This is a genomic window from Streptomyces sp. NPDC056061, assembly GCF_042266885.1.
In the GTDB taxonomy this organism is placed as follows: domain Bacteria; phylum Actinomycetota; class Actinomycetes; order Streptomycetales; family Streptomycetaceae; genus Streptomyces.
Genome location: NZ_JBHJWQ010000011.1, coordinates 41,787 through 63,719, shown reverse-complemented (window position 1 = coordinate 63,719; position 21,933 = coordinate 41,787). Strand labels below are relative to the sequence as shown.

General features: G+C 71.2%; 14 protein-coding genes and 3 pseudogenes. 10 read left to right on the top strand and 7 right to left on the bottom strand.

Annotated features, from left to right (window positions below):
• Nucleotides 1–102 precede the first annotated feature (102 nt).
• Nucleotides 103–1,449 carry a radical SAM protein gene (locus ACFC79_RS17855; RefSeq protein WP_376241103.1) on the top strand — a complete coding sequence of 449 codons (1,347 nt, stop codon included), beginning with the start codon at nt 103–105 and terminating at the stop codon, nt 1,447–1,449.
• Nucleotides 1,450–1,793: 344 nt separating this feature from the next.
• On the opposite strand, the pseudogene ACFC79_RS17850 reads toward ACFC79_RS17855, so the two are convergent.
• Nucleotides 1,794–2,504 (bottom strand): annotated as a pseudogene (locus ACFC79_RS17850) (NADPH-dependent F420 reductase); the annotation flags it as partial.
• A gap of 140 nt (nt 2,505–2,644) precedes the next feature.
• Between ACFC79_RS17850 and ACFC79_RS17845 the strand changes: the two are divergent.
• The 3 genes from ACFC79_RS17845 (at nt 2,645) to ACFC79_RS17835 (ending at nt 6,102) form a co-directional block, all read left to right on the top strand.
• Nucleotides 2,645–3,196, top strand: a complete 552-nt coding sequence (locus ACFC79_RS17845; protein ID WP_376241101.1) for a glycoside hydrolase family 25 protein — start codon at nt 2,645–2,647, stop codon at nt 3,194–3,196.
• A gap of 521 nt (nt 3,197–3,717) precedes the next feature.
• A complete protein-coding gene (locus ACFC79_RS17840) occupies nt 3,718–4,860 on the top strand; it encodes a S1 family peptidase (protein ID WP_376241099.1) in 1,143 nt (380 codons plus the stop codon).
• A gap of 639 nt (nt 4,861–5,499) precedes the next feature.
• Entirely contained in the window at nt 5,500–6,102 is a 603-nt protein-coding gene (locus ACFC79_RS17835) for a hypothetical protein (protein WP_376241097.1), read from the top strand.
• A gap of 209 nt (nt 6,103–6,311) precedes the next feature.
• Here the strand turns inward: ACFC79_RS17835 and ACFC79_RS17830 are convergent, their stop codons facing one another.
• From ACFC79_RS17830 to ACFC79_RS17820, 3 genes and pseudogenes are all read right to left on the bottom strand, one after another.
• A complete protein-coding gene (locus tag ACFC79_RS17830) occupies nt 6,312–7,889 on the bottom strand; it encodes an alpha/beta hydrolase (RefSeq protein WP_376241095.1) in 1,578 nt (525 codons plus the stop codon).
• A gap of 330 nt (nt 7,890–8,219) precedes the next feature.
• The gene (locus ACFC79_RS17825; RefSeq protein ID WP_376241093.1) at nt 8,220–10,562 is read right to left on the bottom strand and encodes a xanthine dehydrogenase family protein molybdopterin-binding subunit; all 2,343 of its coding nucleotides are present in this window, start codon (nt 10,560–10,562) and stop codon (nt 8,220–8,222) included.
• 68 nt (nt 10,563–10,630) lie between these two features.
• Nucleotides 10,631–10,804, bottom strand: a pseudogene (locus ACFC79_RS17820) (xanthine dehydrogenase family protein subunit M); the annotation flags it as partial.
• Here ACFC79_RS17820 and ACFC79_RS17815 point away from each other — a divergent pair.
• From ACFC79_RS17815 to ACFC79_RS17790, 6 genes and pseudogenes are all read left to right on the top strand, one after another.
• Nucleotides 10,756–11,097, top strand: a pseudogene (locus tag ACFC79_RS17815) (hypothetical protein); the annotation flags it as partial. The pseudogenes ACFC79_RS17820 and ACFC79_RS17815 overlap by 49 nt on opposite strands.
• A 319-nt stretch (nt 11,098–11,416) precedes the next feature.
• On the top strand, nt 11,417–11,914 hold the full coding sequence (locus tag ACFC79_RS17810) for a hypothetical protein (RefSeq protein WP_376241320.1): 498 nt from the start codon (nt 11,417–11,419) through the stop codon (nt 11,912–11,914).
• Nucleotides 11,884–13,302, top strand: a complete 1,419-nt coding sequence (locus ACFC79_RS17805; protein WP_376241091.1) for a hypothetical protein — start codon at nt 11,884–11,886, stop codon at nt 13,300–13,302. Before ACFC79_RS17810 ends, ACFC79_RS17805 begins: the two co-directional genes overlap by 31 nt.
• On the top strand, nt 13,299–14,738 hold the full coding sequence (locus ACFC79_RS17800) for a VWA domain-containing protein (protein WP_376241090.1): 1,440 nt from the start codon (nt 13,299–13,301) through the stop codon (nt 14,736–14,738). The genes ACFC79_RS17805 and ACFC79_RS17800 overlap by 4 nt, the downstream gene beginning before the upstream one ends.
• 49 nt (nt 14,739–14,787) lie before the next feature.
• Nucleotides 14,788–15,900, top strand: coding sequence for an AAA family ATPase (locus ACFC79_RS17795; RefSeq protein ID WP_376241088.1), 1,113 nt, complete (start codon nt 14,788–14,790; stop codon nt 15,898–15,900).
• Nucleotides 15,897–18,704 (top strand): hypothetical protein, encoded by a 2,808-nt coding sequence (locus ACFC79_RS17790; RefSeq protein WP_376241087.1) that lies wholly within the window; start codon nt 15,897–15,899, stop codon nt 18,702–18,704. The genes ACFC79_RS17795 and ACFC79_RS17790 overlap by 4 nt, the downstream gene beginning before the upstream one ends.
• 335 nt (nt 18,705–19,039) lie before the next feature.
• Here the strand turns inward: ACFC79_RS17790 and ACFC79_RS17785 are convergent, their stop codons facing one another.
• The 3 genes from ACFC79_RS17785 to ACFC79_RS17775 form a co-directional block, all read right to left on the bottom strand.
• Nucleotides 19,040–20,641, bottom strand: a complete 1,602-nt coding sequence (locus ACFC79_RS17785; RefSeq protein ID WP_376241085.1) for an MDR family MFS transporter — start codon at nt 20,639–20,641, stop codon at nt 19,040–19,042.
• 59 nt (nt 20,642–20,700) lie between these two features.
• The gene (locus ACFC79_RS17780) at nt 20,701–21,291 is read right to left on the bottom strand and encodes a TetR family transcriptional regulator (RefSeq protein WP_376241318.1); all 591 of its coding nucleotides are present in this window, start codon (nt 21,289–21,291) and stop codon (nt 20,701–20,703) included.
• A 174-nt stretch (nt 21,292–21,465) separates the two neighbouring features.
• On the bottom strand, nt 21,466–21,885 hold the full coding sequence (locus tag ACFC79_RS17775; protein WP_376241083.1) for a DUF6083 domain-containing protein: 420 nt from the start codon (nt 21,883–21,885) through the stop codon (nt 21,466–21,468).
• Between the last annotated feature and the right edge of the window lie 48 nt (nt 21,886–21,933).

The window sequence follows — 21,933 nt, the reverse complement described above, 5'->3', positions numbered from 1 at the left end:
GGCACGTCTCCCCTGCGGACGGGCACCGCCGGCGGCCGCGGTTCGTTGCACCTCGTGACGCACCCGGAGCGCCTTCGACGACCGGACCGAGGAGTCCCGCACATGCCCAGCAGTACCGACAGCACTACCGAGCACAGCCGTACCCGCCTGGTCGAGCGGCTCATGGAACAGTTCCCGCACGTACCCCGGGAAGCCGTCATCAAGGAGGACCTGCTGCGCGGAGGCGTGGCGTTCGACGAGTCCGCGCTCAGCGACAACGAGGACGGCGACGTCAAGCCGAAGTCGTACTTCATCTTCTCCTTCGACCACGGCACGCTCCCCGAGCTCGGCGCCGCCGCACTGCGCCGCCCCCCGGAGGAGATCGTGCTCACCGGCGGCCCCTACGAGCTGCGCCGGACCGTGGTGTCGGTGCGCGTCAACCCGGCTTCCCCGTATCGCGTCGCGGCCGACGACGAGGGGGTGCTCGGGCTTTACCTGGACGGCCGGAGGATTTCCGACGTCGGTCTGCCGCCGATGCCCGACTACTACCGTCACACCCTCGAGAACGGCAAGTCCGTGATGGAAGTGGCCCCCACCATCCAGTGGGGCTACCTCGTCTACCTGACGGTCTTCCGGGTCTGCCAGTACTTCGGGGCGAAGGAGGAGTGCCAGTACTGCGACATCAACCACAACTGGCGCCAGCACAAGGCGGCGGGGCGCCCCTACACCGGGGTGAAGCCGGTCGAGGAGGTCCTTGAGGCACTGGCCATCATCGACCGGTACGACACCGCGAAGGCGTCCACCGCCTACACTCTCACCGGCGGTGCCATCACGTCCCACATCGGCGGCCGCGACGAGGCGGACTTCTACGGGCAGTACGCCAAGGCCATCGAGGAGCGCTTTCCCGGCCGGTGGATCGGCAAGGTCGTCGCCCAGGCACTGCCCAAGGCGGACGTCCAGCGGTTCCACGACTACGGCGTCAAGATCTACCACCCCAACTACGAGGTGTGGGACCGTCGGCTCTTCGAGCTCTACTGCCCGGGCAAGGAACGCTACGTGGGCCGCGACGAGTGGCACCGCCGCATCCTGGACTCTGCCGACGTGTTCGGCGCGCGCAACGTCATTCCCAACTTCGTGGCGGGTGTGGAGATGGCCGCGCCCTTCGGCTTCACCACGGTGAAGGAGGCCATCGAGTCGACGACCGAGGGGCTGCGGTTCTTCATGTCGCACGGCATCACACCGCGCTTCACCACCTGGTGCCCGGAGCCCACCACCCCGCTCGGCAGGACCAATCCGGACGGGGCGCCGCTCGAATACCACATCCGCCTGCTCGACGCCTATCGCGCCACCATGGAGGAGTTCGGCCTCAGCTCGCCTCCCGGATACGGCCCGCCGGGAGCCGGCCGCGCCGTATTCTCCGTCAGTTCGTTCATGGACAGTCTTCCGGCACGTCCGGACGACTCCCAGTAGCACCGGGCCGGACCCCGGTGGGCGGGCGCTGCACCGGGATGCGGCGCCCGCTGCGGGACGCCGCATCCCGGACCGGGGCGGCGCCGCCCGGAGCCGGGGTGCCGCGCCGGGGCGCGCGGTGCGGCTGTTTCGACCCCGGCCGGGGTCGGCCCGACGGGGCCGGGCCCGCGACTCGGGGACCACCCCGGCCGTGCCCTGCGCCGGACGTCGGCCGGTGGGGCTTCCCACGCCTTCCCGCCGATGACGTCCGGCAGCGGTGGTGATTCGCTCGCGCGACGGGCTCGTGGGCAGGCCCTCGACGGGCGGAGCGGAGGCCGGAACCTGCACACCCGTGCCGTACGTCGTCAGGCACGCCATTCCGCCGTGCGCTCCGGCGACGCCTCGGCCAGCGCCTGCGACACGGCCTCGACGTCCCCCCGGTGACCGTAGACGGGCGTGCCCGGCTGCTGCCTCCACGACTCGTCGAGGCCACCCGCGTCGACCGTGTCGAAGCCCAGCTCGTCGATCAGCCCGCGTACGAGCTGTTTGGCAGCGGTGTCGTCACCGGCCACCGGCAGCGCCTGACGGCCGGGGCTTCCCTCCGGACGGCCGTTGTCGAGGATGTCCTGCGCATACGTCCCGTTGAACGCCTTGATCACCGGGTGGCCGATCTGCGCCTCCGTCCACCGGCTCTCCGGCAGACCGTCCTCGATCGGGGCGATCCGGCCGTCGCGCTGTTGCGGGTAGTAGTTGCCGGTGTCGATGACCACGACCCCCTGGGCGGCCCCGTCGAGGAACCCGGAAGGCAACTGGGGAACCGCCTTGAGAGGCACGGTGACCACGACGACCTGGGCTCCCCGGGCGGCCTCCGCGGAGGCAACCGCCGTGGCGCCGGTTTCCTCGGCAAGCGCCGTGAGTGTCTGCGGTCCGCGGGAGTTGGCGACGGAGACGTCGTGTCCCAGCGCGGTGAGGCGCCGGGTGAGATTGCCGCCGATGTTGCCCGCTCCGATGATGCCGATCTTCATGGGTCCGACCTTCCGCCGATGACTGGGCTGGTGTGCCTGTTCTCGTCGCTTCCACGAACCGTCGGCCGCGGCACGCTATTCCGGGAATTGGCAAAACGGTTCGCCTGTTCACCGCACGGATGGGACCGAACGGCCGCGGGCACGTACAGGCGGAGAAGCAGAAAACGGCGAGCCGATCTGGAGGCGGTGCCATGCTGCACGGTGTCGATGTCAGCGCATATCAGTCGTCCTTCGAGACGGACGGACTGGACTTCGTCTTCATCAAGGCCACGGAGGGTCGTTCGTACGTCAACCCTCGTCTGTCCGAGCAGGTCAAACGCGCCCGGGACGCCGACTGCGTGGTCGGCTTCTACCACTTCCTCTGGCCCGGCAACATCGCGGCACAGGCGGAGTACTTCCTGAGCAAGGCGCCGGAGAAGGCGGGGGATCTGCTCGCCGTGGACTGGGAGGAGAACGGCGAGGGCACGCGGGCGAGCAACGCCGAGAAGGACAGCTTCATCCGTGCGGTCAAGAGCCTGCGCCCGCACCACAGGGTTCTGCTGTACTGCAATCGTCAGTTCTGGCTCGACCACGACACCACCTCGTACGCCGGGGACGGCCTGTGGATCGCCGACTACGTGACCGCGGGGAAGCCGAGGATCAAGGCGTCCTGGCGCATCCATCAGTACACCGACCGGCCGCTCGACAAGGACGTCGCCGCGTTTGCGTCACGGTCGGCCCTGCGTGACTGGGCGCGGTGCTGACCGGGTTCGGAACGATTCACGGCGCGGACGGCCGGTCGGCAGCTTGCCGAGGTGCGGGGAGACGCCCGGGCCGTGCCGCGCGCGCCGACCGGGCCCGACGGGCGCAGTGGGCGTCGGCCCGGCCCTCGACGGCATCGGTGATTCGATCGACGAAGTAGTGAGCGGCAGTTCGGCACGCCCGGTCCTGGACCGGCGCCGACGAGCACGCCTGAGGGCACGTCGGAACGGTTCGGGGCGCCGCCCCGCGGCAGCAGGACGTCCCGTGGCTGCGTTCGGCGTGGGCCGGATCGCGGGGGGTCGCGGGGTGGCCGGTTTGGGTGGGCAGGTCCCGCGGCACGGCTCCGTCAGAGGCCCCGAACCGCTTCTTTGGCATGGACCTGCCGATGTCTCTGGGCTACAGTCCGTCTGCGGCCTGCCTGAGAGCGCTCTCAGGCATGGTCTCTCGGACACCCCGCTGTTCCTCTCCACGATGTCGGAACAACAGAAGGGTCATCGCCTTGACATGCTGGAAAGCGTTACGCATGAGTCTGGCTGCCACTCTTGCCATCGGTGCCTGGGCGGTCGTCGGTGTCACCCCCGCCTCCGCCACGGATCCGCAGGACCTCGCGGGCCGGGCCGACGTCTCCGAGGCTCCGGCGTCCGCGGGTCTGCTCGCCGCCATGCGCAGGGACCTCGGGCTGACGGAGCGGCAGGCCGAGGTACGCCTGGCCGCGGAGAAGGAGGCGATCGCCGTACAGGAAAGAGCCCGACGAGCCGCCGGGGAGTCGTACGCAGGCGCCTGGTTCGATCCGTCCACGGGCAAGCTCACCGTGGCGGTCACGGACGGCGGCAAGGCGGACGCCGTATCGGCGTCCGGTGCGCGCGCCCGGCTGGTGCGCCACAGTGCGCGTCGGCTCGACGCGACGAAGGAGCGGCTCGACAGGCTGTCCGCACCGAAGGGCGTCAGCAGCTGGCACGTCGACCCGAAGGCCAACCGTGTCGTTGTGGACGTCGTCGAGTCGGCAAAGGATGACAACGATGTCCGTGCATTCGTGGAGCGGGCCCGCGAAGAGGGCCCCGTCGCGGTGCGACACACATCCGAGGGGCCCCGGACCTTCGCCGCCGGCACGGTGGGAGGGGATCCCTACTACACGGGCAATGTCCGCTGCTCCATCGGATTCTCGGTGTACGGCGGATTCGTCACGGCAGGCCACTGCGGACAGGCGGGCGCGGAGGTCAGGGGCTGGGACGGCTCCGTCATCGGCAACTTCCAGGGCGCGTCCTTCCCGGGCGACGACTACGCATGGGTCGGTGTGGGCAATGGCTGGTGGACCGTGCCGGTGGTCCTGGGCTGGGGCACTGTCTCCGACCAACTGGTCCGGGGCTCCGCGGAGGCGCCCATAGGCGCGTCCGTCTGCCGATCCGGCTCCACGTCCCACTGGCACTGCGGCAAGGTACTGGCCACCGACGAGACCGTGAACTACAGCCAGGGTGCCGTCCACCAGATGACCAAGACGAGTGTCTGTGCGGAACCGGGTGATTCGGGTGGATCGTTCATCAGCGGTGATCAGGCCCAGGGAGTGACATCGGGCGGCTGGGGCGACTGTTCCGGCGGGGGCGAGACCTGGCACCAGCCGATCAACGAGATCCTCAACCGGTACGGACTGACGCTGCATACGGCGTGATGGCCTGACGGCCGCACCTCTTGCGGCCGGGCCGGGGGCACCGGGTCCGGCCGTGCGGCCACCGTTGCCCGGGCGCGGTGGATGCGACCGTCGCTCCGAGCGGTCGGCGGCGACGCGGCTCGGGCAAGGACGGTGCACAGGTCCGTCCGCCCCGCGCGCCGGAGGATCCGTCAGCCGCGCGCCCCCGACCGGTGAATCCGCTGGTCGGGGGCGCGGTGCCGAGCGGTGGCGGTCCGGGCGATGTCGCGGTCGCGTGTGTGTGCCGCGGCGTGCCGAGGCGGCAGACACGCGGATCGTCGGAATCCGCCTCGGAGGCGGCGTGCAACCGGCCGCGGCCGAACGGGAGGTGCCGCGGATGAGGGCGGCTCGATGCTGTCAATGAAAGACACGCCGTTCCCGGGGTGAGCGCGTTTCAGGAAGTCCCTCGGATGGGGCAATGGCATGTCAATTCGACTACCTCGCATGGAAGTTAGAGGCTCATCGGATAATCCATAAATAGCATTTGGCGTACTTTCTGTCCCTCGATCGGCGTTCCGGCGGTGCGAGCCAACGTGTCCGATATGACAGGTATGGGGTCCGTCAGTACGTTCAGTCTCGGGCCGACTGCTCAGCCGGCCTCTCTGAGACAGGAGAAGTGACATGGTTACCCGTTCCACCGTTGTGACCGCCGCCGTAGCGGCCGCCGCGGCCCTGGCGGCCACCGGCATCACCTACGCCTCGGCCGCCACCACCGAGCCGGTCCAGGCGGCCCCCGTCGTCCAGCAGGCCCCCGCCCCCACCACGGCCCTCACCGGCGGCGACGCCGGCAAGGGCAACGAGGGCAGGGGCAACGAGGGCAGGGGCAACGAGGGCAGGGAATACGGAAAGGGCCGCGACCGCGGACGCGAGCACCACGAGGGCCGCATCCACATCAACGAGCGTACCTACGCCGCCGAGCGTGGCGGCTGCATGGTCATTGTCAGCGGGCTCGGCTCCAAGAGCCTCAACATCCGCAACGACAGCCGCCGGACTGTCGAGGTCTTCCGCGGCGCCACCTGCGACAACGGCGCCCCGATCGCGACCGTCGGACCGCACAGCTCCAGCGACGGGGTCTTCCCCGGCCACGTCAAGGGCGGCGTGCACGTCCACAACGGGGTCGTCGGCAGCTTCCGCGTGATCGGGCACCACGGCGACCGCGGGGACGACCGCGGGGACGACCGCGGCGGCGACCGCGGCGGCGACCGTGGTGGAGACCGCTACTGACCCGACCGTCCATCCGACCGCACATCACACACGCAACCCCGGCCCGCCGGAATCGGGCCGGGGTCGCGTGTGTGCGGAGCAAGCCGACGAACGACCCCTCGCACGCGGTCGGACGGGTTCCGTAGCGCGTCCCGGTCGGTCGGTCCACGACCGACCGACCGGGACGCCCGGACGCACCGGACGGCGGGCCCGTGGAGCGGTGCGGACGGCTACGCGCCCGGCTTGACGCAGGTCCGGTCGCTCGCGGGCAGCTTGCCGGTGACCAGATAGCGGTTGACCTGGTCGTCTACGCAGGCGCTGCCGTACAGGCCGTAGATCGCGTGCCGGTTGGCGCCCTTGAGGGTGATCAGCCCGGAGCTCGGCAGCATGGTGTGCAGCGCGACGCTCCCCGTGTAGGGGGTGCGCGGGTCGCCAGTGGCGGCCACGATCAGCGCCGGGACATCGTGGCGCACCCGGGTCGGCTCCTCGCGGGGCCGGTCCCAGAAGGCGCACGGCCCGATGTTGTTGGTCAGCGGGCCGACCACCGGGTGCGCGGCGCGACTGCGCTCGATGTCGCGCCAGTAGCGCTCCGGGTCGCGCGGGGCGGCCACGTCCCCGCAGAGGATCGCGGACTGCACACTGCCGACCTGCGCGCCTTCGTCGGTGAGCATGGACCGCAGCGCGCCGGCGAACTGCGGCGACAGTTGGGTCGGCCGCCCCTTCGCCGCTTCGGCCAGTATGGAGACCTGCTCGGCGAGGGCCGCCCGCGCCTCGTCGGTGTCGTCCGCGTCTCCCATGAAGACCACCAAGGGCACCAGGGTGTCGTCGAGCCGGAACGTCTCGGTCCCCGTGCCCACGGTCAGCGGGTGGCGGGCGGACGCCGCGATGACACGGTCGATCGTGGCGAGCACCTGGTTACCGGTGCGGCCGAGGCCGTAGGTGCTGTGTCGCTGTGCCGCCCAGGCAGCCCAGTCGGCGATCGCCCGGTCGTTCTCGCGCTCCACGCCCCGCATCAGCCGCGGGTTGTAGCGGCGGGGGTCGAGCGCGCCGTCGAGCACCACCCGGTCGTAGCGGCCGGGGAACATCTGGGTGTAGACCGTGCCCAGGTAGGTGCCGTACGAGATGCCCAGGTAGGAGATCTTCCGTTCGCCGAGCGCGTCCCGGACGACGTCCATGTCGCGGGCGGTGTTGCGGGTCGTGATGTGCGGCAGCACGGACGCGTTGGTGGCCCGGCACTTGTCGGCGAGGTCCTTCTGGAAGGCGACCTGGCGGTCGAATCCCGCCCTGCCGACACCGGCCGAGAAGAGGGTGGTGCCGACGGGCCAGCCGCAGTTCAGCGGCGTGCTGCGGCCGACGAAGCGCGGGTCCATCCCGATGATGTCGTACCGTGCTCCGGCCTCCTTCATCACCGTGCGGATGAGCGGGGCGAGGCCGATCGCGGAGCTTCCCGGGCCCCCGGGGTTGAACAGCAGCGTGCCGATGCGGTGGCGGGTGTCGGTCGCCTTCAGCCGGGAGATCGCGACGGTGATGGTGCGGCCCCGGGGCGCCGTGTAGTCCAGGGGCACGGTCACGTCCGCGCACTGGGCGCCGGCCTTGTCCAGGTCCTGGCCGGTCGTGTCGTCGGGACCCGTGGTGCAGGTGTGCCAGTCGAGGCGCTGATGGTGGAACCGGCCGAGTCCGGGCGTGGACATCGCCCCGTCGTCGGGGCCGGCGGACGCAGCCGCCGCGGTCGGTATCGCGGTGAGACAGGCGGCGAGGGCGAGGCCCACGGCCGATCCCCGGCGCGTGGCTGCTCTGAGGGGGGTCACACGTTCTCCTTGACCTGATCGATGCGTTCCGCGCTGCGGAAGGTGGTGACGGCGACGGCGGGGAGGCCGTGCCCGGGCAGCGGCGTCCACCGCGTCCGTCCGGGCCCGCTCCCGCGTCCGGAGCCGGGCCCGCCGTATCCGCATGAACGGGTCCCGGTGCATCGGCGGTGGAGGCGCCGGAGGGAGTCGGTGGCCGACGGAACGCGAGGAACGCGGTGCGTCCCCCCGGAGCCTGTCGGCCGCCCGGCTTCGTCGCGTGCGCCAGCCTTCCACGGCACACATCGTCATGTCGTCGTCACATCGCACTACCGCGCGCGTACGTCAGCGGCATCAGGCCGAGCGCGCGCCGTGGCTCCGGGAACGTACCGGGCCCGGCCGCCCCGACGACGTCCGTGGCCGCCCGGCCGCGACCGGCGGGGTACGGGGTGCCGCTGCACGATCGGGCCTGTGCCGATGCACACGATGTCGGCGCCGCGTCCCGGCCCTTCTCGCAACATGGCGTTCCCCGGTGACGTCAGGTGTGCCGAGCCCCCGATCCGACCGGTGCCGGTCCGTGCCCGCCGCCAGGACCCGGTCCGGACGGATCGGCAGGTGCCGGTGACGCACACCGGTCGCGTGCCACACCGCGTTGGCGACAGCCGCGGCGACACCCACGACACCGATCTCCCCGATGCCCTTCACCCCGACCGGATCGTCGGGCACGGGGTCGTCCACCCAGTCCGCCTCGATCGGCGGCACGTCGGCGTGGGCGGCGAAGTGGTAGTGGGCGAGGTCGGCGCCGACATGCCCGCCGGAGGAATGATCCCTGACCGCCTCCTCGTGCAGGGCCATGGAGAGCCCCCATGTCATTCCGCCGATGAACTGGCTGCGGGCGGTGAGCGGGTTGACGATCGTGCCCGCGGCGAAGATGCCGAGCAACCGCCGTACCCGCACTTCGCCGGTGGTGATGTCCACGGCGACCTCGGCGAACTGCGCCCCGAAGGAATGCCGTTCCTTCTTCGCGAGGGCGGCGACGGCCTCGGAGGTGTCCGACCGGGCCGTGACTCCCTCGGGCGGGATGCCGCCCCCCGGGCCCAGTCGCTTCCCCAGTTCCTCCGCCGCGACCGTCACCGCCCAGGCCCAGGACCGTGTTCCCATCGAGCCGCCGGCGATCACCGCCGGACCGAGGTCGCTGTCCGCGATGCGCACCCGGATCCGGTCCGGATCCACCGCCAGCGCGTCCGCCGCCACCAGGACCATCGCGGTTCGCGCGCCGGTACCGATGTCCGCCGCGTTGACCCGGACCGTGAAGGTTCCGTCCTGCTCAGCGGTCACGGCCGCGGTGGACGCACCGACGCCCGAGGGATAGGTTGCGGCCGCCGTTCCGGTGCCGAGCAGCCAGCGCCCTTCGCGGCGCGCTCCGGGTCGCGGGTCGCGGTGCGCCCAGCCGAACCTGCGGGCGCCCTCCTCGAAGCAGGCGAGCAGCCTGCGGCTGCTGAACGGCAGCCCGGACACCGGCCCCGTGACGGGTTCGTTGCGGGCGCGCAGCGCGATCGGGTCGATGCCGCACCTCTCGGCGAGTTCGCCGAGGGCGGACTCGACGGCGAAGGAACCCGGCGCCTCTCCCGGCGCACGCATCCAGGAAGGGGTCGGTACGTCGAGCCGCACGAGCCGGTGCAGGGTGTGGTGCGCGTCCGCGTCGTACATCACGCGTCCCAGCACCGCGCTCGACTCGACGAACTCGTGCACCGTCGACGTCAGGTTGAGTGCCCGGTGGTCGAAGGCGCGCAAACGCCCGTCGGCATCGGCACCGAGCCTGACCCGCTGGGACGTCGGGCTGCGGAACCCGATCAGGGAGAACATCTGGCGGCGCGTCAGCACGACGCGGACCGGGCGGCGCAGAAGGGTCGTGGCCATCACGGCGGCCACCTGGTGCGGGCCCACGCCCTTCGAGCCGAAGGCCCCTCCGACGTGTTCGGACCGCACCCGCACCGCCGCCGGGTCCAGGGAGAAGAGCGAGGCGAGTTCGTCCGCCACCCAGGAACTGCCCTGATCGGAGTCGACGACAAAGAGTCGGCCGCGGTCCCATCGGGCGGTCGCCGCATGCGGTTCCATCGGGTGGTGGTGTTCCCCCGGCGTCGTGCACTCCTCGTCCACGACGTGGGCGGCGGCGCCGAGTTCGGCCTCTACATCGCCCTTCGTGGTCTCGGCCTCCGCCATCGGATTGTCGTCCGGCGTGTACGCGTCGGCACGCCCGGAACGGAAGTCGATGTCGTGCGGCTCCTCGTCGTACCGGACGACCAGCGTCTCCGCGGCCTCCCTTGCCTGTTCCGGCGTCTCGGCCCCGACCAGTGCCACCGGCCAGCCCACGAAGGGCACACGGTCGTGCTGGAACAGGCCGACGACCGGGTTGGGCCGTCCGAGCGCCCCCACGTAGTCGGTGTCGACGCGCGGCGCGTTGCCGTGGTGCAACACGGTGAGCACCCCGGGCATCGCCAGGACGGAGGAGTCCTCGACGGACCGGATCCGGCCCCGGGCCACGGTTGACAACACCAGCCAACCGTGGTCCGGCCGAGTGAAGGGAATCTCTCCGGCGTAGCGGGCCGCGCCGGTGACCTTGTCGCGCCCCTCCACACGGGTGTGCGTGGCGCCGAGGGCCCCGCGCGACGGGGGCGCTGCCGGTGTGATGGTCATCGGGTGGCCTCCTCGGCGATTCCGGTGAGCACGTCCACGACGAGGTTGCGGATGAGGCCGCGAGATCTGTTGGCGACGGTCGCGCCGATGCGCAGTGAACCGTCGCTCGTCACCTCGACACCGTCCAGGGGAAGCCGGCCCACATCGACGAGCAGCGCGGGCCGCTCCACGCCTGCCCTCATCAGATCGACCACACGGTCCGCTGACACAGGCCGTCTCCCTCCTGTTGGACGCGAACGAGGCGGCCGGGACCATCCGCCCCGGTGTCGCCCCCGAGGACTTCCTGCTCGCCATCGCCGGGCTCTGGCAGATCGACCCCCGCGGGGAGTGGCAGCCGCGCGCGACGCGACTCCTGGACCTCGTGATGGACGGGTTGCGGGCGGGAGCGCCGGGGACGCGAGGCCCGGCGCCGGACGAAGCCCCGGCGCGCGGTTCGGGGACGGAGCGTAGTTCGGCGGGCGTTCCGGACCGAGGGCGGACCGGTGCGCCGGGTCCCGGCGCGGGCGGATCCGACCAGGAGATCCGGACCGTCTGACGCTGCGCCACCGGGCCGGGGCGACGACGGGCCGACGACGCACCCGCCGACGGGCCGGGCGCGCCGGGGAAGTCCGCTTCCGGTGCCGACGGGCGTGTTCGCACGTCCGGCACAGCGGCCCGCCGCCGCGCCGAACGGCCGCGGAGCCGTCCCGGCCCCGACCGGAAGCGGCCCTCGGCGATGCCGGGCCCATGATGCGGCCGTGCGTCGAACGCCGTCGCGATCCACGCACCGCCGTCGTTGTCAGTGGTCGCAACTATGTTCAGCAGTGTCCCGCCGACCTGGCGCGGAAGCCCCTTGCTGCTGAGGAGATGGTGTGTTGTCAGATAGGGAGAGGTCGAGCACGGAACGGGTGGTTCCGCCCGCCCGCCCGCGCAAACTGGCCAAGGTCCCGTTCGTCGAACTTGCCGACGGACGCCTGCAGGGCGTGGTGTCCAGCGGATCGGACATCGCGCGGGTCTACGTCTCGTCGGTCGAGGCCGGCACCTACGCATTCGCCTGCAGCACCAACAACAACCGGCCCTGCGGCGGTGCACGGGGTTCGTTCTGCAATCACATCCGGGCGCTGATCACCGAGGCGGTGCTGCAGTACGGCGCCGAGCGCGTCGCCCGCTACCTGAAGGCCGACTCCGCGGAACCGAGCGCCCAGACCCTCGCCGCCGACATGAGCGCCACGCGACCACCGCAGGGGGACACCAAGGCCGCCGCGCCCGTCTTCAGCCGCTTCCTCCGCCACCTGACCTACCTGGAACTCGCCCCGTCCACCGAACCGCTTCCGGAGATGCAGTGGTTCCCGCCGACCAGGGCGGTGGCGTGATGCGTGCGGACCTGCTCACCGAGGCCGTCGAGGGGCTCGACGAGGCGCTGGAGGCCGTCGATGCCTTCGACCGGGTACTCGTCGCCGGGCTGCTCCGTCCCCAGCCCGACCAGACCGCCGGCCTGACCGGGCTCGCTCACGCCGTCGCCGGGACGCCGCTCGCGGCCCGGAGCGCCGAGGCCGCCGAGAAGGCGGCCGCCGGGGCCGCCGGCGAGGATCACTTCATCACCCTCGCCGCCGCCCGCACGGCCCTGCTCGGTTCCGTCCACGACGCATTGACAGCCCGCATCGACGAGGCGACCGGCCGCCCCCGCGGCGAGGAGACCGCCGCCGTGTCCGGCGACCGCCCGGCGGCCAACCTGCTCGTCGCAGCCCGTTCCTGGCTGGCCGACCTCGCCCGCTCCGGGTGGCACGGCATCGACCACGAACTGGTCTCGGGATCGGCACAGATCGTCACCGCGATGCTCCGGGAGCCGGCAATGCGGCGCCTGGCGACCCTGCTCGACGGCTTCTCCGCCGAACTCGCCGCGTCCTGCCCCGGGGCGTCGCTGGAACACGTCCCGGTGCGCCGTTGGGCCGATCTGTGGTCCCGCGCGATGCTGCTGACGCTTCCCGGCGCGGCCGACGCGCCGGCGACCGGCACTGCCACCGGGCGCCTCCTGCCCCTCGGCGTCGACCTCCAGGAACACGCCACCGCCGCACAGGCCCAGGTCCACGCAGTGTTCGAGCCCGCCGACGGGACCGTGCCCCGCCTGGTGCGCGCCGGGGTGTCGGTGCCGAAACCCGACACCGTCGTCGGAGCCGGTGTCTGGCAACTGCTCCGCCCGCACATGTCGCTCCTGGCCGCCCTCGGCAACGGCCTCTCGATGGAACTCACCGACATGCCGATCACCGCCGGGGGCGACCTCATCTGGAACGACGAGCACGCCCGCCCGGGTGAGCCCGCCGACGCCTTCACCACCGCCCGCGTCGCCCTGCCCGCCGCCACCGACGCGGCGACGGCACCCCTGGACCGGCACCCGGTGCGCATCGCCGTCCCCGTGTTCCTGGAGGGTCACACCATCACGAAGGACGACGACGTGACGGCGTTCACCGTCGCCGGGCATGCCATAGCCGTCGACACCGACCGGATCCCGACCGCCGGACCGCTCACGCCCGACGCCGTGGCGGCGTCCGGCTCGTGCATCGGACTCCTGCGCTGGGACGCCGGATCGTTCAGCATCCAGCCCCTGGCCGTCGAAACGACCGTGCGCAAGAAGACCGTCGCGCTCCACGCCGGGGGATGGGCCGGGGGCACGGCCGACAAGACCGGGGCCAGGGCCGAGAAGGCCGCCACCGACGCCACCTCGGTACTGCGCGAGCGCGCCGGAAGGCTGCTGCGGAAATGACCGGACAGACCCCCGAGACGGAAGCCCCAGAGATTCCCGGAGCCGACCCGCACGACAACCGCCGCCAGGTCCTGTACTGGCGGCTCCTCGCCCGCCTCTTCGACCCGGAGGAGCAGCCCGGCCTGGAATCGGCGAGCCTCGCCGTCGTCGAGGACATCGGCCTGCCGACCGCGCTGCTGGACCCACAGGCCTCGGTCGACTCGGTCGTCCAGCGCCACCCGGGGCTGGCAGACGAGTTCGACGGCCTGATGGTGCCGGACCCCGACCCCGGACCCGACGACGGCGCACGGGACCGGGCGGCCGAAGTACGGCGCGCGGCACTGGTGTCGAAGGTGCTGCTCAACGTCTTCGCCTCCGGTTCCGGCGCGGTCACCGCCGGACAGCTGGCACGGTGGCAGTCCGACGCGGGCTGGCTGGAGCGCGCACTCGGCTGCAAGCCCGGCGAGCTTCGCGGCGGCCGCGTCGGCACGGGGGCCGCAGGACGGGGCGCCGGCCCGACCGGAACCGGCACCGCGGGCACCACCCCCGACCTCGGCCGGCTGATTCCGGCGATCGGCCCCGAACTCGGCGCCATCGAAGCCGACCTGGTCAAACGGATGCGTCTGCGCGAGGTGCTCGCCGATCCGGCGCTGGCCGCGCAACTGACCCCGAGCATGTCCCTGATCGAGCAGCTGCTGCGGGACAAGAACAACCTGTCCGGTGTCGCCCTGACCAATGCCAAGGCACTGATCCGCCGGTTCGTCGACGAGGTCGCCGAAGTGCTGCGCACCCAGGTGGAGAAGGCGACCGTCGGCGCACTGGACCGCTCGATCCCGCCCAAACGGGTGTTCCGCAACCTCGATGTCGACCGCACGATCTGGAAGAACCTCACCAATTGGAGCCCGGAGGAGGAGCGACTGTACGTCGACCGCCTCTACTACCGGCACACCGCCCGCAAGACGACGCCCCAGCGGCTGATCGTCGTCGTGGACCAGTCGGGATCGATGGTCGACTCGATGGTGAACTGCACCATCCTTGCGTCGATCTTCGCCGGGCTGCCGAAGGTGGACGTGCACCTGATCGCCTACGACACACAGGCGCTCGACCTCACACCGTGGGTGCACGACCCCTTCGAGACCCTGCTGCGCACCAACCTCGGCGGCGGCACCGACGGAACGGTCGCCATGGCACTGGCCCAACCGAAGATCGCCGAGCCCCGCAACACCGTCGTCGTGTGGATCTCGGACTTCTACGAATGGCGCACCGAGCAGCTGTTCGCGAGCATGGCCGCCATCCACCGCTCCGGCGCCAAGTTCATCCCGGTCGGCTCGGTGACCAGCTCCGGGCGCGGCAGCGTCAACCCGTGGTTCCGGGAGCGCTTCAAGGACCTCGGTGCCCCGGTGCTCTCCGGCCACATCCGCAAGCTCGTCCACGAGCTCAAGACGTTCCTCACGTGATTCGGCACCTTTTCGCATTCCACTGATTCCTTCACGAAAGGCCCCTGAGATGTCCGACCTGCTGCGCGCCCCCGCCGAGATCAAGTACGCCGAGGAACTGGATTGGCTGGAGTCCGTCGACGACAACCCCAAGCCCTTCTCCTGGCGCCTGTCCCCGAAGATGGTCCGCCTGTTCATCCTGGGATCCGAGCGATCCGACGGCCTGGACCGGGAGATTTCCCAGAAATGGTTCGGCGACCGCAGTTTCGTCGAGCGCTCCATCGTCACCCTGGCCTCCGACCGGGGCCTCCTGCTCATCGGCGATCCCGGCACCGGCAAGAGCTGGCTGGCGGAACTGCTGTCCGCCGCGATCAGCCGCAACTCCACACTCGTCGTGCAGGGAACGGCCGGCACCACCGAGGACCACATCAAGTACTCCTGGAACGTGTCCATGGTCATCGCCAAGGGCCAGTCGAGGGAGTCGATGATCCCCTCGCCGATCATGACGGCGATGGAGACCGGCACGATCGGCCGGTTCGAGGAACTCACCCGCTCCACCAGCGACGTCCAGGACGCGCTGATCTCGATCCTGTCCGAGAAGTACATCTCGGTCCCGGAACTGGACAGCGACGGCATCGTCTTCGCCAAGCCCGGCTTCTCGGTCATCGCCACCGCCAACAGCCGCGACCGGGGCGTCAACGACCTGTCCTCGGCGCTCAAGCGCCGCTTCAACTTCGTGCGCATCCCGGTGGTGACGAACAAGAAGAGCGAAACGGAGATCGTCCGCTTCCGCACCGAGGAACTGCTGCGCCGACACCGGATCGAACTGGACGTCCCGCCGACCCTGCTCGACGTCCTGCTCCAGAGCTTCGCCGACCTGCGTGCGTCGGCAGCCGCGGCCGGGAGCGACGACGAGAAGCTGGAATCCGCACTGTCCACCGCCGAACAGATCGGCGTGCTGGAGGACGCGATCCTGCACAGCAACTTCTTCGGCGAGCGCGCGCTGACCGCCCACACGCTCGCCTCCTCGCTCGTCGGGTCGCTGGCCCGGCGCGACCCCGAGGACCTGGCCATACTCAACAAGTACCTGCACGGTGTCGTCGAACCCCGGAGCAAGGAAGAAGGCGGATCCTGGCCGGAGTTCCTGGAGGGCGGCCGCGACGCGATCGCCACCCTGTCATGAGCAGCGAGAACGAGGGCGGCTTCGGAGCACTGCGCGGACAGTTGCGGGAGGCCGCCACGACGTTCGCCGACGGGCCCGATGCCCTTGAGGGCATCCTTCTCGGCATGGTCGACGACGTCGACCGCGCGGTGCGCGAGCCGCTGGAGGTCTTCCCCGTCTGCCACCACTCGCCCGCCTCGGCGTCCGCGATGGCCCGCCGCCTGCGTCAGAAGCAGCCCAAGGTCGTGTACCTGGAGCTGTGCGAGGACATGGCGCCGCTGTTGACCGAACTCCGCAACTGCAAGCTCCCGGTGGCGGTCCAGGCGTTCGCGACCGAGATCGACGGCTTCCCCGCCGAATGGTCCCCGCTGTCCGTCGTCGCACCGATCACCGAGGCATCGGCCGAGTACCAGGCGATCGCCTACGCGTTGGACACACCGGGCGTCGAACTCGTCCTCGTCGACCGTTCCTCGGACCACGTGTTCCAGTGGGACGCGCGCAGGACGCGCACCGATTCCGGTGACGCCCCGGCCCCGGACGCGCCACCCGCCGACGAGGAGGCGGCGCTGCACGGCGACGCGCTCGGGGTGGAGGTGGGTGACCTGCGGCCCCGCTTCGCCGAACTGGAGGAACACCTGCTGCGCCATGGCAGGGTGCGGCACTGGTCGGAGTGGTGGCACCAGTACGTCGAACTGCCGCTCGGCGACAGCGACCACGACACCTACCGCCAGGTCATGCTCCTGATCGGCAGTCTCTTCCGGCGCCTGGCACCCGGCGACCCCCACCGGGTCCGTGTCGACGAGGACCGCGAACGCCACATGTGGACCCGGATGCGCGAGCATCTGGCCGCCACCGGCACCGACCCCGCGGACTGCCTCTACGTCTGCGGCGCCTTCCACGCGGTCAGCCGCGTCGCCGAGTTCGGCGCCCACGGCACCGACACCTTCGAGATCGGCCCACGCACCGCCACCACGTGGCAGCACGGCCTGATCCCGTCCAGCCACGCGGCGATCGAGGCGCAGTTCGGCCTGGCCGCGGGCTCGGTGTCGATCGCCGCGACGGTCTGGGCGAAGAACGCCCGGCGCACCGGCGTGAAGCCGTTCCGACTGGAAGGACAGGCGGGCACGCGGAAGTCGAGGGCCAAGAAGGCCGTGACGGCGGCTCCCGAGCCGCAGATCCCGGCCTCGGACAAGCTGACCGGTTTCCTCCGGCAGCCACCCGTGCTGGACCGCCTGGACGAGGCCGAACTGCTCGGCTGGTCCGTGGAGATCGTGCGCGCCGCACGCCGCAACGGCTACCTCGCCTCCACCGCCGACGCCATCGCGGTCTTCGAGACCTCGATCCTGCTGGCCGGGATGCGCGACCGGGCCAAGCCCACGCCGTACGACTTCCAGGACGCCGCGGTCACCTGCATCGAGAAGGACACGGTGCCGGGCCGGCGCGACGTGCGCCGCCTGGTGGAGATCATGATGGGCGGCGACCGGATCGGCCAGGTTGGATACGACGCGCTGCCGCCCCTGGCACGCGACGTGCACGACCGGCTCGCACCGCTCAACCTGAAGCTCCAGCAGCGCGGCGTGCAACGGGCACTGCTGGACATCGCCGCCGCGCCGGAACTGGAGCGTTGCTCCGACATGCTGTGGATGCTCCGCCGCCTCCTGCCGCAGGGCGCGGCGCGCCCGATCATGGGCGAGCGCCGGCTCGGCGAGCGTTCCGTCCAGGAGTCGTGGGACCTGTCGCTGGGCACCCACCAACGGGCGCTCATCGAGCTCGGCTACGAGGGCGTCAGCATCGAGCAGGTGCTGGAGCAGCGGCTGCGCCGCGCCGCGTACGGCCCGCAGGCCACTGCGGCGACCGTCCTGGTGGCCGTCGAGGACGCGACGCTGTACCTGCGCAGCCGCCGTCTCGCCGACGAACTGGGGACCCACGCCCTGGAGGTACTCTCGGCCGAACGCAGCGTCGACGACGCCCCGGAGGTGCTGCGCCGCATACGTCGGCTGTTGGCGTACTACCGCACCAGCGAGCCGGTGTTGCCGCCGTGGATCGAGTCCTTCGTCAAGGCCGGGTACGCGCACTACTGCACCTTGCTGCCAACGGCGTTCGCCGACGACGACGCGGGCGTGCGGCACGTGGCGGCGATGCTGGGCTTCCTGTTCAGCATGGAGAGCCTGGCGCTGTCCCTGGGCTGCGACCGGACGCAGCTGGAGCTGGCGGTGGCGCAGTCGCACCCGCAGGACCCGTCGAAGACCGCCCTGTTGTGGGCGGCCCGGACGCACCTCGGGCTCCTCTCCCGTGCCGAGCTGCGCGAGCGGTGCGACGAACTGCTCGGCAACCCCTTGGTGGTACCCGCCTATCCGCGCTATCTCAGCGGCTTCGTCCACGCCCTGGAGCCCGTTCCGGGCCTCACCGATTTTGTCGTGGAAGCCGTGTCGAACGCGTTCGGGCGGCTGCCGGACCCGGTGCTCCTGCCGTGGCTGCCGACCCTGATCAGCACCCTGAGGGCCGACGGCGCGGAGCTGGCCCCGCTGCTGATCCGGGAGGCCGGGCGGATCTTCCCCGGTCGGCTCGCGGCGCTGGACGAGTGGGTTCCTCCGTGGCGGGCCCGGCCGGAGCCGGAAGCCGCGCATCCGGCACGGGGCGGGAAAACGGGGCCGGGCGTCGCCCTTCTCGCCGTCCATCCCGCAAGCTGCGATGCGGTGGCGGAGCTGCTGGGCTGCGACGGTGTGTGGGAGACGCCGGAGCCCGGTCCGGTGTCGGGCGCGGCACTGGTCGGCCGCCATCCGGATACGGCGTTCGCGCTGGGAGCGCTCCTGGCCGGTCCGTGACGACGGCCGGGCCGTGGGCCCTGCGGCAATTCCGCGGCGGGCGGCGACGTGAGCCGGTGGCGCCCCGGTCGGCCCGGCCGGGGCGCCACCGGACGGGCCGCGTCGTTCCGGGGCCGCGGGGCCGACCGGTGCCGCGGCCGATCGGGTCCCGTACCGGCGTGATCCGCCGCGGCCCCCGGTCCGGACGTGAACGCCGGGCGCCTCGCGTCCGTGCGGGGCCCGGCGCGGCCGAGAAGGGGCCGAGCGCGGCACGGCCCCGGACGTGCGCAGCATCCCCGTGCGTCCTCGACAGGCGTTCCGGCCCGGCGGCCCGGCCGCCTCGAAACCCGGTGCGGTCAGTGCGTCGCAGTCCCCGACGCCTTCGCCGCGGCGTTCTCCTCCGCGAGCCGCTCCATGCCGCTCTGCGTCTTGAGCGGCTTCTCCTTGATGAACAGCACCGCGATCAGGGCGAGAACCGCGAACGGGGTTCCGAGCAGGAAGACATCCGCGGTCGCGACGCCGTACGCGTGCTCGACCACCTGCCGCGCCGGTTCGGGCAGCGTGCTCAGGTCGGGCACGCTGCGCTCGCCGCCGCCCGCTCCGGCCGCGGCGCCGCCGAAGCCCTTCTCCAGCTCGCTCGTCACCCGGTGCGCGAGCACGGCGCCCAGCGCGCTCGTGCCGATGGCCCCGCCGAGGCTGCGGAAGAACGACAGGACCGAGGTCGCCGCGCCGAGCTCCGACGCGGCGACGTCGTTCTGGGCCACCAGCACCAGGTTCTGCATCAGCATGCCGACACCGACACCCAGTACCACCATGTAGACGCTGAGCAGTCCGAACGAGGAGTCCGCACCGATCGTGGACAACAGGCCCATGCCCGCCGTCATGATGATGCCGCCCGCGATCAGGAAGCCCTTCCACTTGCCCCGGGCGGAGATGATCTGCCCGGCGACGGTCGTGGAGACCATCAGACCGAGGATCATCGGCAGACTCATCAGCCCCGCCACGGTCGGCGACTTGCCGAGCGAGATCTGGAAGTACTGGGAGAGGAACACCGTGCCGCCGAACATGGCCACACCGACCAGCAGGCTGGCCAGTGTCGTCAGCGTCACGGTGCGGTTGCGGAAGATGTCCAGCGGGATGATCGGTTCCTGAACCCTGGACTCGACCACGATCGCGGCGATGAGCAGGACGGCTCCGGTGACGACCAGGGCGGCGGTCTGCCAGGACCACCAGTCGAAGCGATTGCCCGCGAGGGTCACCCACAGCAGCAGCGCGCTGACGCCGCTCATGATCAGGACCGCACCGAGATAGTCGATCTTCACTTCCCGGCGGACCGTGGGCAGCTTCAGGGTCAGCTGGAGCAGCACGATCGCGAGCAGGGCGAACGGTACGCCGATGAAGAAGCACCAGCGCCACCCCAGCCAGGAGGTGTCCACGAGCACACCGCCGATGAGCGGTCCGGCGACGGTGCCGACGGCGAAGACGGCGCCGAAGATGCCCGAGTAGCGGCCGAGTTCGCGCGGCGGAATGATCGCCGCCATCACGACCTGGGCCAGTGCGGTGAGGCCGCCCGCTCCGATGCCCTGCAGCACACGGCTCACGATGAGCAGGCCGACGCTGTGCGAGAAGCCGGCGACGAGCGAGCCCACGACGAACATGGAGAGGGAGAGCTGGATGAGCAGCTTCTTGTCGTAGAGGTCGGACAGCTTGCCCCAGATCGGGACGGTGGCCGTCATCGCCAGGAGTTCGGCGGTGACCACCCAGGTGTACGAGGACTGGCTGCCGTGCAGATCGGCGATGATCCTGGGCAGGGCGTTGGCCACCACGGTGGAGGCGAGGATGGCCACGAACATGCCGGCCATGAGCCCCGACATGGCCTGAAGTATGTGGCGACGTGTCATCGCCGGTGGGGCGCCGTCGGGAGCGCCGACGGCGTCGGGTGTGACAGCAGCGGTCATCGGCTGATGTTCCTCATTCTTCGATGAAATGGAGCCCCCGAGGGGGCACAGGCGGTGTTTCAGCCGCTCAGGCCGGCGGCCAGTGAGGTGAACGCGTCGCGGTGGATGCTCTCGAACGTGCGGGTCTGTCCGGTGGCCACCCAGAGCTCGACCGAGGCACGCACCGCGGCAATCGCCACATGGGCGAGAAGCCGGGGGCGGAGGTCGGACTCGGGGTCCTGACCGAGGCGCTCCGCCACGGCCGTGATCAGCGCACGTTCGTCCGCGCCCTGGGCGGCCAGGAACCCGGGCAGCAGGGACGGGCTCGTCCGGAGCGCGGCCATCTGGAGTCCCCAGCGTTCGTGATCCTCCTCGATATGGGCGAGTTCCTGCTCCATGGCCTCACGCAGGGCGTCGAGTGGGGTGAGCTCCTCCGGCGCGTCGAGGACGGCACGGCGGACCCGCTCGGCGTTGTCCTGGTCGGGTCGGGTGATCGCGTCTTCCAGGCACGGGAAATAGTTGAAGAAGGTGCGCACGGAGACCCCCACCGCATCGGTGACCGCCTCGACGGTCACGTTCTCGATGCCGCGGTCGGCGGCCATGCGCAACGCCGCGCACGTGAGGGCGTCGCGCGTCGCGCGCTTCTTGCGTTCACGCAGCCCGAGGGACATGTCATCGGAACTCACGAACGTGCATGTTATGCAATATTGCTCAGCGTGCAAAATTAGAACGGGTGCCTGTGCCGAGGTGACGGATTCCGGGCCGAGGAGCGGCCGTCCTCCGTCGTCGGCGTGCCTGGATCGGCGGGCTCGGCCGGGGCCGGGCAGGCTCCGCAGGTCGCCGGGTCACCACGGGCCGGGGAGATCGAACAGGCGCTGCGCGCGGCGGGCGTTCTCGCCGCGCACGGCCGCGCCCCATGGCCACGGCCACTGCCTGTCGGCACGGGGGAACGGGCAGACGAGAATGTGGGCGACTCGGCAGAAGGCGCCTGGGGTGGGCTCGGCGTCCCAGGTGTTGATCGCGGTGCCGTCCGCACCGATCACCCATCGTCGGCGTGGCGGCAGCTGGTGGGAGGGAACGGAGACGCCGGGCTCCAGCAGGACCCAGTGCCCTTCGTGGAGGGTGGGGTAGCGGTCCTGTCCGAGGCCGCAGTCCGGGCAGTCGGGAGGCCGGGGCGGTCGCGGAGCCGTGGCGCCTTCGAGAAGGGCTTGGAGATCGTCGTCGGGGCGGTCCGGGCCTGTCAGGAAGGTTTCGGTTTCCCCCATAGGGCCAAGGGTCCGGACGGACGGCCGGGTTCGCCAGTGTTGCGACCG

Excerpts from the sequence above, each read along its gene's own strand:
- ACFC79_RS17855 (WP_376241103.1), top strand. The coding sequence starts at position 103 with ATGCCCAGCAGTACCGACAGCACTACCGAGCACAGCCGTACCCGCCTG.
- ACFC79_RS17845 (WP_376241101.1), top strand. The coding sequence starts at position 2,645 with ATGCTGCACGGTGTCGATGTCAGCGCATATCAGTCGTCCTTCGAGACG.
- ACFC79_RS17840 (WP_376241099.1), top strand. The coding sequence starts at position 3,718 with ATGAGTCTGGCTGCCACTCTTGCCATCGGTGCCTGGGCGGTCGTCGGT.
- ACFC79_RS17835 (WP_376241097.1), top strand. The coding sequence starts at position 5,500 with ATGGTTACCCGTTCCACCGTTGTGACCGCCGCCGTAGCGGCCGCCGCG.
- ACFC79_RS17825 (WP_376241093.1), bottom strand. The coding sequence starts at position 10,562 with ATGACCATCACACCGGCAGCGCCCCCGTCGCGCGGGGCCCTCGGCGCC.
- ACFC79_RS17800 (WP_376241090.1), top strand. The coding sequence starts at position 13,299 with ATGACCGGACAGACCCCCGAGACGGAAGCCCCAGAGATTCCCGGAGCC.
- ACFC79_RS17795 (WP_376241088.1), top strand. The coding sequence starts at position 14,788 with ATGTCCGACCTGCTGCGCGCCCCCGCCGAGATCAAGTACGCCGAGGAA.
- ACFC79_RS17790 (WP_376241087.1), top strand. The coding sequence starts at position 15,897 with ATGAGCAGCGAGAACGAGGGCGGCTTCGGAGCACTGCGCGGACAGTTG.
- ACFC79_RS17785 (WP_376241085.1), bottom strand. The coding sequence starts at position 20,641 with ATGACCGCTGCTGTCACACCCGACGCCGTCGGCGCTCCCGACGGCGCC.
- ACFC79_RS17780 (WP_376241318.1), bottom strand. The coding sequence starts at position 21,291 with ATGTCCCTCGGGCTGCGTGAACGCAAGAAGCGCGCGACGCGCGACGCC.
- ACFC79_RS17775 (WP_376241083.1), bottom strand. The coding sequence starts at position 21,885 with ATGGGGGAAACCGAAACCTTCCTGACAGGCCCGGACCGCCCCGACGAC.